Source organism: Brevibacterium ihuae, from assembly GCF_900184225.1.
GTDB classification, from domain to species: domain Bacteria; phylum Actinomycetota; class Actinomycetes; order Actinomycetales; family Brevibacteriaceae; genus Brevibacterium; species Brevibacterium ihuae.
On sequence record NZ_FXWZ01000002.1, the window covers coordinates 211,506 to 225,116 of the forward strand.

Below are 13,611 nucleotides of genomic sequence, written 5' to 3' on the forward strand. Positions count from 1 at the left end.
CCCGTGTCACATCGAGCCGATATCCTGAGCGCATGAGTGCTTTCGCCGACACCATCCGCCAGGCCCTCGGGGTGCAGCCGACGATCGATCCGGCGCGCGAGGTCGAGCGCCGCGTCCAGTTCCTCGTCGAGTACTGCCTCACCGCCGGGGCCGCGGGATTCGTGCTCGGGATCTCCGGCGGGCAGGATTCGACGCTCGCCGGGCGCCTCGCCCAGCTCGCCGCGGAGGAGCTGCGGCGGCGCCGGCACGGGGCGCAGTTCTGCGCCGTGCGCCTGCCGTACCGCACCCAGCACGACGAGGACGACGCCCAGATCGCGCTCAGGTTCATCACCGCGGACGAGGTCCTCACCGTCAACATCGCCGGCGGCACCGACGGGATGGCCGCCGACCTCGACACGGCGCTCGGCCACCCGATCACCGATTTCAACAAGGGCAACGTCAAGGCCCGGATGCGGATGGTGGCGCAGTACGCGATCGGCGCGGAGCGCAGGCTCCTCGTCATCGGCACCGACCACGCGGCGGAGGCGGTCACCGGGTTCTTCACCAAGCACGGCGACGGAGCCGCGGACATCCTCCCGCTCGCGGGCCTGACGAAGCGCCAGGGCAAGCAGCTGCTCGCCCACCTCGGCGCCCCGGAGAGCACCTACCTCAAGGCGCCGACCGCGGACCTGCTCGACGACCAGCCCGGTCAGACCGACGAGTCCTCGCTCGGGCTCACCTATGAGCAGATCGACGACTACCTCGAGGGCCGCGAGGTCGACCCGGCGGTCGCGGAGAGGATCGAGGCCCGGTACTGCTCGACCGAGCACAAGCGGCGGACCCCGGTCGACCCGCAGGACTCGTGGTGGATCCGGCAGTAGCCGTCCGTCTCAGTTGCCGCCCACGGCGAACCCGGCGGCTGCCGCGAGCGCGCTGAGCAGCAGGGTGCCTGCGGCGTAGAGCACCGCCGCCGTCCTGCGGGACGCGAGCAGCAGGCGCCAGACGTCGACGAACGCGGTCGAGAACGTCGTGAAGGACCCGAGGAACCCGGTGCCGAGCACGACCCCTGCGGCATCCGACGACCCGGCGACGAGCCCGAGCGCGGCGCTGCCGACGATGTTGACGAACAGGATCGACAGCGGTCGCGCAGTCTCCGGGAGGATGCGCGTGAGCCCGGTATCGAGCACGTGGCGCACGACGGCACCCGCTCCTCCCGCGAGGCAGAGGAGGGCGATCATCGGCCGCCCCTGGGAGCCAGCGCGGCATCCGTCCCGGCCGGGGAGCCGTCCGGGCGACGCAGGTGCGATCCGACCCACCAGCCGAGGGCAGCGATGAGCACCCCGCCGACGGCGAATCCGGCTCCGGCGACGACGGCGGCGACCGGATCCGTCGCGACGAGCCGCGCGCCGAGCGCTGAGCACGTGGTGAGCGAGCCGCAGATGCCGGTGCCGAGGAACAGTCGGAGGCCCCGGGCGCGCGGGGTGTCGCGGTGGAGGAGTGTGCTGAGGAGAAGACCGAGGACGCCGGTGCCGATCCCGTTGACGAGCGCGAGCGGGACGAATCCGGGGAGGTCATCCGGTCCCGCAGTGAGGGCCGCGCGCAGCGCGGTGCCGACGATCCCGCCGCCGAACACGAGGAGCAGCGCCCCGGGTCCGAGGGCGCGGGCGGCGCTCATCCCAGGACGTCGTTCTCCAGCGCGGTGCGCTCGAAGGCCTGCCGGGCGCGGACGAAGGCGTCGATCCGCTGCTCCCCGGTCTCACGCGCCTCGGCGAACTCGCGCCAGCCGCCCTCGCGCTCGTCCCCGGGCATGATCTCGAGGCGGCCTGCGGTGTCCTGCGTCTGCTCGCCGAACCATGCGGAGAGCGCGGCCCCGGCGCGGTGGAGATCCATGAAGGCGAAGTGCGAGGCGGGGTTCTCGAAGCTCGTGTGCGAGAACTCGTCGAGGAACGTCCGGAGCGGATCGAGCAGCCCGGCGGGCACCGGGCTGAAGCCCGACTCGATGCGCAGCTCCTGGATCAGACCGGAGCCGGTGGGGAACAGCTCGCGGATGCGCTCGGCGCGCACGGTGTCGGCGCTCGGCTCGTCCTCGGCGACGGGGCTCAGGGTCACCCCGCCGATCGCGGCGTGGGCCTGTGCGAGCCGGGCGTTGAGGTCGTCGATGCGATCCTGGGTGCGCGTCCACTCGAGGAACCACAGGAGCAGGACCCCGATGACGACGAGGACGCCGAGCAGGCCGATGATCCACGCGGAGGGATGGATCGGCGGGACGAGGAAGAGGATGAGGAGCACGCAGGCGGTGGCTCCGAGCAGCAGGGCCGCCGGGGAGTTGACGAGGAAATCACCGAAACGCTTCACGCCCCCAGCGTAGCCAATGCGCGTCCGGCCGATGCGCGGGAGAGAACCGTGTCGCTCTATGCTGGGGACGGGCGCCCCGCCCATCGTCGAGAGCAAGGACGGAAGAGCATGAGCACGATCTCGGTCATCGGATGCGGCTACCTCGGTGCGGTGCACGCCGCCGCGATGGCGTCCCTCGGACACCGCGTGTTCGGCGTCGACGTCGATGAGCGCAAGATCGCCGCGCTGTCCGAGGCCCGGGCGCCGTTCTTCGAGCCGGGGCTTGAGGAGCTCCTCGCCTCCGCGCAGAGCGACGACGGGACACCTGCCCGCCTGACCTTCACCACCGACATCGCCGACGCGGCGGAGGCCACGGTCCACTTCGTGTGCGTGGGCACCCCGCAGCGGCGCGGCGAGTTCGCCGCCGATCTCACCTATGTCGACGCGGCGGTCGAATCCCTCCTCCCCGTCCTCAAGGCCGGCGACCTCGTCGTCGGCAAGTCGACCGTCCCGGTCGGCACCGCGGAGCGGCTGGCGGAGATTATCCGCCCCACCGGGGCGGAGCTCGCGTGGAACCCGGAGTTCCTCCGCGAGGGCCATGCCGTCGACGACACCATCACCCCCGACCGGCTCGTCTACGGCGTGCCCGGCGGGGAAGCCGGGGAGCAGGCGACCGCCGCTCTCGACGAGGTGTACCGGACGACCCTCGACGCGGGGACCCCACGCCTCGTCGCCGACTACGCGACGGCCGAGCTCGTCAAGACCGCGGCGAACTCGTTCCTCGCGACGAAGATCTCCTTCATCAACGCGATGGCCGAGCTGTGCGAGGCCTCCGGTGCCGACGTCACCCTGCTCGCCGATGCGATCGGGATGGACGACCGGATCGGCCGGAAGTTCCTCAACGCCGGCCTCGGGTTCGGCGGCGGCTGCCTGCCCAAGGACATCCGGGCGTTCATGGCGCGCGCGGGCGAGCTCGGCGCGGACCAGGCGGTGGCGTTCCTCCGCGAGATCGACTCGATCAACATGCGGCGCCGGGTGCGGATGGTCGACCTCGCCCGCGAGGTCGTCAACGGATCATTCATCGGTAAGAACATCACCGTGCTCGGCGCCGCATTCAAGCCCGACTCCGACGACGTGCGCGACTCGCCGGCGCTCGGCGTCGCCGGACTCATCAACCTCCAGGGCGGCACCGTGACGGTGACCGATCCGGAGGCGACCGACAACGCCCGCCGTCTGTTCCCCGACCTCGGCTACGAGGCGGACCTCGAGACCGCGCTGCGCGGGGCCGACGCCGTGCTGCTGCTCACCGAGTGGAAGCAGTACCGCGAGCTCCATCCGGAAGAGGTCGGCGAGCTCGTCCGCGGTCGCGCGATCGTCGACGGCCGCAACGTCCTCGACCCGGCCGAGTGGCGCGCCGCCGGCTGGACCTACCGGGCGCTGGGCCGCCCGTGAGCACCGCCGTCCTCGTCGACTCGACCGCGCAGCTGTCCGTGGAGCAGCGCGCGGAGTTCGACGCCGCGCTCGGCGGCCTGTTCCGGGTCGTCGACCTCAGCGTCGAGGTCGGGGAGGAACTGCGCCGGGACAGCGACTGGACCCCGGCCGAGCTGTGCTCCGCGATGCGCGGGGGCGCCCGGGTGCAGACCTCGCTGCCGAGTCCCGAGGACTTCTCCGCAGCGCTGCGCGCGGTCGCCGAGGCCGGTGCCGCCGACGCGATCGTTCTCACCCTGCCCGCAGTGCTCTCCGGCACCCACGGATCGGCCGCGAGCGCAGCGGCGGAGCATCCGGAGCTCACCGTCCACCTCGTCGATTCCCGGACGACCTCGGCGGGGCTCGCCGGGGCCGTCGCGGTGGCGGTCGCCGGACTCGCCGCCGGGCTGCAGGCGGCGGCCGTCGCCGGCGAGGTCGAGGACTGGTGCAGCGCGGAGACCCGGACCTTCTTCATCCCCGAGGACCTCGAATACCTGCGCCGGGGCGGCCGGATCGGGCGGGCGGCCTCGCTGCTCGGCCGCGCGCTGTCGATCACGCCGGTGCTCGGCCTGCGCGAGGGGGCGGTCGTGCCGCTCGCCCGCGTCCGGACGACTGCGCGCGCCGAGGACCGGCTCGTCGCCCTCGTCGCCGAATCGTGCGCGGAGTACCGGGAGCGCTCCGCCGACGCCGTGATCGAGATCGTCGTGCTCCATCCCGAGGCGACGCTCGGCGAGGCCGGGGACGGCACACGACGAGTGCACGCCGCTCTCACGGCCGCCGACATCCCGGGCGAGGTGCACGTCCGCACCGCGGTCCTCTCCACCGTCATCACCGCCCACGTGGGCCCCGGCGCGCTCGGCGTCGCAGTCCAGACCCGGCCGTAGCGGAAGGCGCCCCGCCGCGGGCGCCGTCCCGTTCGCAGGTCACCGCGGCGCCGTCGGGTGCGGCTCCGGTGCGTGGACCGGGCGGCGTCCGTCCACAGGGCCGGAGATGCCGCACGCGACGGCCCGGCACCGGCCTAGCGTCGTGCCATGGCCCCCTCACCAGACGACCGGTTCGCAGTGCTCGTCGGGCGCGGGTCGGGGAACGGGTGGCGACCCGCGGATCTCCTCGACGAGGAGGACGACGACGAACCCCGCTCGCGGCCGGTGCCGACGAGGATCGCTGTCCTCGCGGTGCTCGGCGTGCTCGTCGCCGGGATCGTCGCCTTCGTCCTGTTCGCCCCCGGTGCCGGGCCCGTCGACGTCATCGGTCCGGACCCGGTGTCCGCGACCACGGCGGTCGACCCCGCTGAGGCCGCGGGCGGGCCGTCCGCCGGTCCGGGAGGCTCCGGCACCGCTGCAGCGACCGAGCTCACCGTCCACGTCGTCGGCGCGGTCGAGGATCCCGCCGTCGTCACCCTGCCCGCCGGAGCCCGCGTCGCCGATGCCCTGGCAGCAGCCGGTGGAGCCACCGCGGAGGCCGACACGGCCGCGATCAACCTCGCCCGCGCGCTCGTCGACGGCGAACAGATCGTCGTTCCGGTCCGTGGCGAACAGGCAGCCGGCGCCGCACCGCCCGGCGCCGCGCCGCCGGGAGCCGCGCCCGGGGCTGCTCCGCCCGGAAGTCCGGGCGGCGAGCCCGGGACCCCGGTCAACATCAACACCGCGGACGCCGCCGCGCTCGACACGCTGCCCGGGGTGGGTCCGGCCACTGCGGAGGCGATCATCACCCACCGCACCGAGCACGGTCCCTTCGCCGCAGTGGACGACCTCGTCGACGTCCCCGGGATCGGCGAAGCGACGCTCGCCCGTCTGCGCGATCTCGTCACGGTGTGAGCCCGGTGGCCGGGACGCGACCGCCGCGGAGGGGAGCACGCGGCGCGGCTGTGGTCCGGACCGTGCTCGGCCGGGCGCGCATCCGGGTCGTCGAGAGGGCCGCCAGCCTCCGTCTCGCGGCTGCCGCAGGCGCCGCATGGCTGGCGGCCGTCCTCCCGGCCGCCGGCTGGCTTCCCGCCCTCGGGGCGTTCCTGTGCGCCGGGATCGCCGCCTGTGCGCTCTGCATCCCGGACCGCTCTCGTAACCGGATCCGCAGCGAGACCCCGGCGGACCGTCGGAGCGGGCGCCGGGCAGTCCGCTGGGCGATCTCCGTCGCCCTCCTCGCCGCAGCGGCCGCAGCCGGGGTCCTCACCGCGCGCACGCTCGTCCCGCCCGAACCCGCGTCCCTGTCCACGGAGGCGACGGTGATCACCGACGCCGTCACCGGCCCCTCCGGCGCGCACCGCGCCGAGCTCCGGACCCGGGCCGGTCCGGTGACGCTCATCACCCACGATGTGCCGCCGGCCGCGGGCAGCCGGGTCCGCGTGAGCGGTCGGATCGATCCCTCCGGCGGCAGTCCCGTGCTCTTCCCGGACGAGCCCGTGGAGGTCATCGCCGATCCGGGTGCGCCCTGGCGGGTGCGGGCCGCGGCCCGAGAGTTCCTCGTCCGCGCCGCTCTCGGGGGACCGGGGCCGGTTGCGCACGACGGGGCGGGTCTGCTGCCGGGCCTTGTCGTCGGGGACACCGGGCACCTGGCGCCCGGGCTCGAGGACGCGATGCGGACGGTCTCGCTCGCGCATCTCACCGCGGTGTCGGGGTCGAACATCTCGATCGTCGCCGTGACTGTGATGTGGACCGTCCGGCGGGTGGTGGCCCGGCGGGGCTGGGCGATCGGGGCCGCGGTATGCGTCACCGCGGGCTACGTGTTCGTCGTGGGACCGGAGCCGAGCGTCATCCGGGCCGCCGCGATGGGGCTCGTCGGGGCGGTCGTGCTCGTGCGGGGCAGCGGGACCCCGGGGACGGCGGTGCTCGCCACTGCGGTCATCGGGGTGCTCATCCTTCGCCCCTCGCTCGCGAGCCAGGCGGGCTTCCACCTGTCGGTCGCGGCCACCGCCGCCCTCGTGCTGCTGGGGCCGGGGCTCACCGCGCGCCTCTACGCGCGGGGTGTGCCGTTCCCGGTCGCGACCGCGCTCGCGGTGCCGCTCACCGCGCAGATCGGTGTCACCCCGGTCCTCCTCGGCATCGGCGGCACGATGAGCGCCTGGGCGGTTCCCGCGAACGTGCTCGCCGCGCCGCTCGTCGCCCCGGCCACCCTGCTCGGCATCCTCGTCCTCGGCCTCGGGGTCGTCGCGGCCCTCGCCGGCACGACGGCGGGGCCGATCGCGCTCCTCGGCGGGCTGCTCGCGGCCCCGGCGGTGCTGTGCGCCTGGTGGATCGCCCGGCTCGCCCGGGTCGCCGTCGCGCTGCCGGCTGCGGTGTGGCCGTGGCCGGCGGGATCGACCGGGATCGTCCTCGCGATCGGGATGGCGCTCGGACTCGCGCTCGCCGTGCTCGTGAGCACCCGCGCCGCACTCGTGCTCGGTGCGGGTCTGCTCGTCCTCTGCCTGTGCGCGGGCTCGCTCGTCGCGCTCGGCGGGCGCAGGCTGCCGCCGGACTGGCAGGTCCTCGTGTGCGACGTCGGACAGGGCAGCGCGGCGCTCGTCCGGCTGTCGGAGGACTCCGGTCTGCTCGTCGATGCCGGACCCGACGCCGCCGCGGTGGACGACTGCCTCACCCGGGCCGGAACCGAGCGGGTCCACCTCCTCGTCTCGCACTACGACGGCGACCACATCGCCGGTCACCCGGGAGCGACGCGCGGGCGGACCCTCACCGGCATCGATCATCCGCTCGGCGCGGGGGAGCACCGCCGGGCGCACGCCCTGCGCGACGCCCACCCCGGCGTCCCGGTGACCGAGCTCGGCGCGGGAGCGGCGTTCGCCTCCGGTGAGGTGCAGTGGGAGATCCTGTGGCCGCGTCCGGGCGCCCCGATCGCCGAGGGGGACACGAATGCGGGATCGGCGGTCGTGCTCGTCACCGCGCCGGGGCTGAGCGTGCTCCTCCCCGGTGACATCGGGGAGCCCGAACAGCGGCGCCTCGCCCGCACCGTCCCGCCCGTCGACGTGCTCCTCGCCCCGCACCACGGTTCGGCGGACCTGAGCCCGGAGTTCTTCACCGCCGCCGCACCGCGGCTGGGCGTCGTCTCGGTGGGGGAGGACAACGACTACGGCCACCCGAGCCCGGCGAGCCTCGCGGCGTTCGGCCCCGCACCGGTGATGCGCACCGACCGGTGCGGCACGGTCGCCCTCGTCGCCGGTCCGGCGGGCCCGCAGGCCGTGCCGCTCGACCCGGGTCCGGGGTGCGACCGGTGACGGCGCTCGGCCGCGCGCTCCCGCCGCGTCCGCGGCCACCGGTAGGGTGGGAACGTGGCAGCCAAGAAGACCCTCGTGACGTGGACCCGGGCCAAGCCGGCCCCCGTCGTCGTGATCTCCGGCGGCGAATCCGTGCTCGTGCGCAAGGCGCAGGATCGGATCGTCACCGCCTGCCGCAAGCACAAGGGCCTCGAGACCACGCACCTCGACGCCGCCCACTACGAGGCCGGCGCCCTCCCGCTGGCCGCCGCCCCCTCGCTCTTCGCGACGCGCAAGCTCGTCGTCGTCGACTCCGTGGCGCAGTGCGGGGACGACTTCCTCGCCGACGCCCTCGCATACGTCGGCGACGTCAACGAGGACGCCGTCGTCGTCCTCAAGCACTCCGGCGGCAACCGGGGATCGAAGCTCCTCACCGCGATCGACCGGGCCGGGTACCCGCGCATCGATGCGCAGGCGATGAAGAGCGAAGCGGACCGGCAGGCCTTCGCCGCAGCGGAGTTCACGCGCGCCGAACGCACGATCGAACCCCCGGCGCTCGGGGCGCTCATGAGCGCGCTCGGAGCGGATCTGTCCGAGCTCAACGCGGGGATCGAACAGCTCCTCCAGGACACCACCGGACCGATCACCGAGCAGATGGTCGACCGGTACTACGGCGGGCGCGTCGAGGCGACCGGATTCAAGGTCGCCGACGCCGCCGTCGCCGGGCGCTCAGCAGAAGCGCTCACCCTGCTCCGCCACGCCCTGGCCACCGGTTCCGACCCGGTGCCGCTCGTCGCCGCGGTGGCGCTCAAGCTCCGCACGATGGCCCGCGTCCAGGGACTCAGCGGCGGTTCGGGCCAGCTCGCCGCCGAGCTCAAGATGGCGCCGTGGCAGGTCGACCGGGCGCGCCGCGATCTCCGCTCGTGGAACGACGTCGCACTCGGCCGGGCGCTCCTCGAGGTCGCCCACGCGGACGAAGCGGTCAAGGGCGGCGGCCGGGACCCCGTCTACGCCGTCGAACGACTCGTCACCCGGGTGAGCGCCCAGGCCAGGGAGCACTGAGGCGAACCACCGCTGACACGAGAAGAGCCGGTCCCCGCACGATGCGGGAACCGGCTCTCGGCGCTCGGCGTCGGACGGCTCAGAGGCCGTTGACGAGCTTCGCGAGCTTCGACTTGCGGTTGGCTGCGTTGTTCTTGTGCAGCACGCCCTTCGACACGGCCTTGTCGAGCTTGCGCGACGCCGTCTGGAGGGCGGTCTTCGCCTCATCGGCGTTGCCGGCCTCGACCTGCTCGCGGACGGCGCGGATCACGGACTTGACCTCGGTGCGCACCTGCTTGTTGCGGAGGCGCGCCTTCTCGTTCGTCAGGTTCCGCTTGATCTGGGACTTGATGTTTGCCAACTTCGACACTCTTTCGTGTTCGTGTTCATGGATGGTCGCGAGGGCTGCCCGCACTCCGGTGGACGACAACGCGGGGAAACACGAGCGCCACGACTGTGGTGAGCGGGTGTACGTCCACCCGACCAGGGTGAGACACACACCGTGGTGAACATACAGCACACCAGCCTACACCGTTCACCCGCCGGTGCGCACCTCGACTCACCCGTCGGTGCGCACCTCGGCGACGATCTGCGAGAACAGCTGCATCGGGATGATCGCTCCCTCCCGGCGGACCGCCCGGTCGTCGATCCGGATCACCCGGTCGAGCCGGACCTCCGAGGGCCGTCCTCGGGAGTCCCAGTCGCCGGAACCGATGTTGATGTAGCGGGAGCGCCCGTCCGAGCGCACCTCGCCCACACCGCCGGGGACGTTGTCCTTGCTCGTGAGCATGAGCCCGAGGAGCCAGCGACCCTCGTGGCCGATGATGAGCACGGGGCGGTCCTTGCCCTTCGTGTGGTCCTCCTCGTACGGCACCCAACCCCACACGACCTCGCCGGGGTCGGCGTCGCCGTCGAGGTCCGGAGCGTAGCGCGGCCGGATCGGACCGGTGTGGTCCCCGGGATACCCTCCTGCGGGTCGCTGCGGGAAGCGCTGCCGGGGACGGGAGCGCGGAGCCGGCTTCGCCCGCCCGTACTCCGAGGCGTCCCGGCGTCCGCGGTCGGCCCGGCCGCGGCGCTGTCCGCGGTCGGCCGTGCGCCCGTCGGAGTGCGAGGGACCGGACCGGTCCGGCTGCTCAGGGCGCTCCTCGAGGACCCGCGCCGGTGCCCGGCCGCCGAGCAGGTCGCTGAGCGCGCTCCGGGCCGCGGGGTCCTGGAGCTTCCGGGAGGCGTAGCGGATGCCGCTGCGCACGCCGGCATCGACGGCGCGTCGGGCGAGGTTCTTCAGACTCATGCGACTCACGATACCGGCTGTCCGGGAGCGTCGGCCCGCGTCGTCGGGAGTGCGAAGTCGGCCTCGATGGGGAAGTGATCGGAGGGGTACTGCTTCCCGCGGCCGAAGAGATTCACCGAGGTGCGGACGGGGTGCAGCCCGCTGGAGTGGAGGATCCAGTCGATCCGCTTGTTCTCCCGCCGCGGGCCGCGGTAGGCGTGGAAGGTGTTGATGTCCGAGTCCGGTGCCGGAGCGCCGAGGACCGCGTCGGCCAGGCCGCCCTCGGAGAGCAGCCGCGCGTGCACGGGGGAGTCCTGGGTGACGTTGAAGTCGCCGGTGAGGATGCACTCGCGGCCGTCCGCCTCGGCGACGGCGGCGAGCAGGGCGTCGACGGACCGCTCCCGGGACCGTTCGGACCGGTGATCGAGGTGGGTGTTGAGGAAGCGGATCCCCGTGCCGGTGAGGAGATCGGTGCAGTCGACGACCGTGAGGGTGCGCGGATGGCGGGCGCCCCACGAGATCGAGCCGGCCACCCGCGGGCGATCGGACAGCCAGCGCACATCGACGGCGTCGATGCCGATCCGGCGCGCGTCGTAGACCACGGCGGTGAATTCCCCCGAGTCCCCACCATTGCGTCCCTCGCCGAGCCACACGTAATGCTCCGGCAGCCCGTCGACGAGCTCGGTGAGCTGCCGGAGCACGCCCTCCTGGGTGCCGACGAGGTGCGGCGCGGAATCCCGGAGCATCGCGGCGGCGACCGGCCGCCGCCGGCGCCACGGGTTCCGGTCGAGTGCGGGGTAGCGGAGGTTGTAGCTCATCACGGACAGGGGTGCGGTACCGCCGGTGTCGTCGACCATGGCGCCCAGTCTAGGACCCGCGCGGTGTGGAACAATGGGGGATCGGTCCACGAGAAAGGGAACCCACGTTCTATGGCACCTCAGGTGAGCGAGTCCGCAGCCTCCCGGATCGCGGTCGCGTCGACGCCGCCGGAGCTCATTCGCAACTTCTGCATCATCGCGCACATCGACCACGGCAAGTCGACCCTCGCCGACCGGATGCTGCAGATCACCGGGGTGGTGCAGCCGCGCGACATGCGCGCCCAGTACCTCGACCGCATGGACATCGAGCGCGAGCGCGGGATCACCATCAAGTCGCAGGCGGTGCGGATGCCGTGGGAGGCCGACGGCACGCCCTTCGCCCTCAACATGATCGACACCCCCGGCCACGTCGACTTCACCTATGAGGTGTCGCGCTCGCTCGCCGCCTGCGAGGGAGCCCTCCTCCTCGTTGACGCGGCGCAGGGCATCGAGGCCCAGACGCTCGCGAACCTCTACCTCGCGCTCGAGAACGACCTGACGATCATTCCGGTGCTCAACAAGATCGACCTGCCGGCCGCGCAGCCGGAGAAGTACGCCGAGGAGCTCGCCAACCTCATCGGGTGCGAGCCCGAGGAGTGCCTCCTCGTGTCCGGCAAGACCGGGGAGGGGGTCGAGGAGGTCCTCGACCGCATCGTCACCGACATCCCGGCACCGCAGGGCGACGCCGACGCCCCGGCGCGCGCGATGATCTTCGACTCCGTCTACGACACCTACCGGGGCGTCGTGACCTACGTCCGCGTCGTCGACGGCAGCCTCGCCCCGCGCGAGAAGATCGCGATGATGTCGACCCAGGCCACCCACGAGCTCCTCGAGATCGGGGTGTCCTCCCCGGAGCCCACGCCCAGCCAGGGCCTCGGCGTCGGGGAGGTCGGCTACCTCATCACCGGCGTCAAGGACGTCCGCCAGTCGCGGGTCGGTGACACGGTGACCTCGGCCCGGACCCCGGCGACCGAGGCGCTCGGCGGGTACCAGGACCCCAAGCCGATGGTGTATTCGGGGCTGTTCCCGATCGACGGCTCGGACTACCCGGTGCTCCGCGATGCGCTCGACAAGCTCAAGCTCAACGACGCCGCGCTCGTCTACGAGCCGGAGACCTCGGTGGCACTCGGCTTCGGATTCCGCTGCGGGTACCTCGGGCTCCTCCACCTCGAGATCGTCCGCGAGCGCCTCGAGCGCGAGTTCGATCTCGACCTCATCTCCACCGCCCCGAGCGTGATCTACCACGTGACGATGGAGGACGGCACCGAGCACGAGGTGACCAACCCCTCGGAGTTCCCCGACGGCAAAGTCCGCGAGGTCCGCGAGCCGATGGTGCGCGCCACCGTCCTCACCCCGGCCGACTTCGTCGGCGCCGTGATGGAGCTGTGCCAGTCGAAGCGCGGTCAGATGCAGGGCATGGACTACCTGTCCGAGGACCGGGTCGAGCTCCGCTACCGGATGCCGCTCGCGGAGATCGTCTTCGACTTCTTCGACCAGCTCAAGTCGCGCACCAAGGGCTACGCGTCCCTCGACTACGACAACGACGGCGAGGACGCGGCCGCGCTCGTGCGGGTCGACGTGCTCCTCCACGGCGATCCCGTCGACGCGTTCTCCTCGATCGTCCACAAGGACCGCGCCTACTCCTACGGCGTGATGATGGCCGGCAAGCTCAAGGACCTCATCCCGCGCCAGCAGTTCGAGGTGCCGATCCAGGCCGCGGTCGGCTCGCGCATCATCGCCCGCGAGACGATCCGCGCGATCCGCAAGGACGTGCTCTCCAAGTGCTACGGCGGCGACATCAGCCGCAAGCGCAAGCTGCTCGAGAAGCAGAAGGAGGGCAAGAAGCGGATGAAGATGGTCGGCCGGGTCGAGGTGCCGCAGGAGGCCTTCATCGCCGCGCTGTCCGCCGACGACTCGAAGTCGGAGAAGAAGTAGCCGACCCGGCCTCAGGCGCGACCGGCGAGCTGCTGGGCATAGGCCCAGCGGGAGTTGATCTCGGCGAGGATCCGCGCATCGCGCACCGGGACCGAGGAGGTGTAGCTCACGCCTGCGCCGGTGACGGTGACGTCGACGTACCCGGTCGTGCGCTCCTCCTTGGCCAGCAGGAACAGCAGGCTGAAGAAGGTCAGGACGAAGAATCCGCCGATCGCCAGCGCGATCGCCCAGCCCGGGGTCGATCGCGTCGTCCATGTCCGGTCGGCGAGGAAGAAGCGCGCCTGGTGGAGGGGGATCGAGCCCGCCGGGGTGTGCACGCCGGTGCTCGTCACCGCGATGCCCGGGAAGTCGACGAACGGGATCTCCTCGTGCGCCGAGGTCAGCGGTCCGGTGTGCGGAACCTGCCCGTACCGGGACGTGTGCCAGGTGCGCGGACCCGAGATCCCCTGGTAGTCGGGCGGCATCGGCGTTCCCTGCGCCTCCTGCGCGGAGCGCGCGGACGGATCGTACGGAGCTGACATGCGTTCCTCCCGAGGGGTGAGCGG

Annotated in this window: 14 protein-coding genes; 7 read left to right on the top strand and 7 right to left on the bottom strand. The window is 72.7% G+C overall.

The annotated features are described in order from the left end of the window. Positions 1-32 precede the first annotated feature (32 nt). Positions 33-860, top strand: coding sequence for an ammonia-dependent NAD(+) synthetase (nadE, locus tag C1A17_RS00905; protein WP_101649852.1), 828 nt, complete (start codon positions 33-35; stop codon positions 858-860). Between the two features lie 9 nt (positions 861-869). Here nadE and C1A17_RS00910 read toward each other — a convergent pair whose 3' ends face one another. The 3 genes from C1A17_RS00910 to C1A17_RS00920 are packed head-to-tail and all read right to left on the bottom strand — an operon-like array spanning position 870 to position 2,334. Continuing rightward, positions 870-1,217, bottom strand: a complete 348-nt coding sequence (locus C1A17_RS00910; protein ID WP_101649854.1) for a fluoride efflux transporter FluC — start codon at positions 1,215-1,217, stop codon at positions 870-872. After that, on the bottom strand, positions 1,214-1,654 hold the full coding sequence (locus C1A17_RS00915; protein ID WP_101649856.1) for a FluC/FEX family fluoride channel: 441 nt from the start codon (positions 1,652-1,654) through the stop codon (positions 1,214-1,216). The genes C1A17_RS00910 and C1A17_RS00915 overlap by 4 nt, the downstream gene beginning before the upstream one ends. After that, complete coding sequence (locus C1A17_RS00920; RefSeq protein ID WP_101649858.1) at positions 1,651-2,334, bottom strand: hypothetical protein; 684 nt, start codon at positions 2,332-2,334, stop codon at positions 1,651-1,653. The genes C1A17_RS00915 and C1A17_RS00920 overlap by 4 nt, the downstream gene beginning before the upstream one ends. Before the next feature lie 108 nt (positions 2,335-2,442). Here C1A17_RS00920 and C1A17_RS00925 point away from each other — a divergent pair, with 108 nt between their 5' ends. From C1A17_RS00925 to holA, 5 genes are all read left to right on the top strand, one after another. Next, a complete protein-coding gene (locus C1A17_RS00925) occupies positions 2,443-3,765 on the top strand; it encodes a UDP-glucose dehydrogenase family protein (RefSeq protein ID WP_101649861.1) in 1,323 nt (440 codons plus the stop codon). After that, on the top strand, positions 3,762-4,664 hold the full coding sequence (locus tag C1A17_RS00930; protein WP_180953177.1) for a DegV family protein: 903 nt from the start codon (positions 3,762-3,764) through the stop codon (positions 4,662-4,664). Before C1A17_RS00925 ends, C1A17_RS00930 begins: the two co-directional genes overlap by 4 nt. Positions 4,665-4,811: 147 nt before the next feature. Continuing rightward, a complete protein-coding gene (locus C1A17_RS00935) occupies positions 4,812-5,597 on the top strand; it encodes a ComEA family DNA-binding protein (RefSeq protein WP_101649865.1) in 786 nt (261 codons plus the stop codon). A 50-nt stretch (positions 5,598-5,647) separates the two neighbouring features. Beyond that, positions 5,648-7,984, top strand: coding sequence for a ComEC/Rec2 family competence protein (locus tag C1A17_RS00940; protein ID WP_180953178.1), 2,337 nt, complete (start codon positions 5,648-5,650; stop codon positions 7,982-7,984). Positions 7,985-8,038: 54 nt separating this feature from the next. Beyond that, complete coding sequence (gene holA / locus C1A17_RS00945; RefSeq protein ID WP_101649869.1) at positions 8,039-9,025, top strand: DNA polymerase III subunit delta; 987 nt, start codon at positions 8,039-8,041, stop codon at positions 9,023-9,025. 79 nt (positions 9,026-9,104) lie between these two features. Here the strand turns inward: holA and rpsT are convergent, their stop codons facing one another. From rpsT to C1A17_RS00960, 3 genes are all read right to left on the bottom strand, one after another. Then, positions 9,105-9,365: a 30S ribosomal protein S20 gene (gene rpsT, locus C1A17_RS00950; protein ID WP_101651451.1), complete on the bottom strand. Its 261-nt coding sequence runs from the start codon at positions 9,363-9,365 to the stop codon at positions 9,105-9,107. A 198-nt stretch (positions 9,366-9,563) separates the two neighbouring features. Then, positions 9,564-10,295 carry a type II toxin-antitoxin system PemK/MazF family toxin gene (locus C1A17_RS00955; RefSeq protein ID WP_101649871.1) on the bottom strand — a complete coding sequence of 244 codons (732 nt, stop codon included), beginning with the start codon at positions 10,293-10,295 and terminating at the stop codon, positions 9,564-9,566. A gap of 5 nt (positions 10,296-10,300) precedes the next feature. Beyond that, entirely contained in the window at positions 10,301-11,131 is an 831-nt protein-coding gene (locus tag C1A17_RS00960) for an endonuclease/exonuclease/phosphatase family protein (RefSeq protein WP_101649873.1), read from the bottom strand. A 72-nt stretch (positions 11,132-11,203) separates the two neighbouring features. Between C1A17_RS00960 and lepA the strand changes: the two genes are divergently transcribed. Next, positions 11,204-13,066 carry a translation elongation factor 4 gene (gene lepA / locus C1A17_RS00965; protein ID WP_101649875.1) on the top strand — a complete coding sequence of 621 codons (1,863 nt, stop codon included), beginning with the start codon at positions 11,204-11,206 and terminating at the stop codon, positions 13,064-13,066. Positions 13,067-13,077: 11 nt separating this feature from the next. Here the strand turns inward: lepA and C1A17_RS00970 are convergent, their stop codons facing one another. After that, the gene (locus tag C1A17_RS00970) at positions 13,078-13,587 is read right to left on the bottom strand and encodes a hypothetical protein (RefSeq protein ID WP_101649877.1); all 510 of its coding nucleotides are present in this window, start codon (positions 13,585-13,587) and stop codon (positions 13,078-13,080) included. Positions 13,588-13,611 lie beyond the last annotated feature (24 nt).

Bases quoted from the DNA above. Each gene is read 5' to 3' on its own strand.
- nadE (WP_101649852.1), top strand. From the start codon at position 33: ATGAGTGCTTTCGCCGACACCATCCGCCAGGCCCTCGGGGTGCAGCCG.
- C1A17_RS00910 (WP_101649854.1), bottom strand. From the start codon at position 1,217: ATGATCGCCCTCCTCTGCCTCGCGGGAGGAGCGGGTGCCGTCGTGCGC.
- C1A17_RS00915 (WP_101649856.1), bottom strand. From the start codon at position 1,654: ATGAGCGCCGCCCGCGCCCTCGGACCCGGGGCGCTGCTCCTCGTGTTC.
- C1A17_RS00925 (WP_101649861.1), top strand. From the start codon at position 2,443: ATGAGCACGATCTCGGTCATCGGATGCGGCTACCTCGGTGCGGTGCAC.
- C1A17_RS00935 (WP_101649865.1), top strand. From the start codon at position 4,812: ATGGCCCCCTCACCAGACGACCGGTTCGCAGTGCTCGTCGGGCGCGGG.
- C1A17_RS00955 (WP_101649871.1), bottom strand. From the start codon at position 10,295: ATGAGTCTGAAGAACCTCGCCCGACGCGCCGTCGATGCCGGCGTGCGC.
- C1A17_RS00960 (WP_101649873.1), bottom strand. From the start codon at position 11,131: ATGGTCGACGACACCGGCGGTACCGCACCCCTGTCCGTGATGAGCTAC.
- lepA (WP_101649875.1), top strand. From the start codon at position 11,204: ATGGCACCTCAGGTGAGCGAGTCCGCAGCCTCCCGGATCGCGGTCGCG.
- C1A17_RS00970 (WP_101649877.1), bottom strand. From the start codon at position 13,587: ATGTCAGCTCCGTACGATCCGTCCGCGCGCTCCGCGCAGGAGGCGCAG.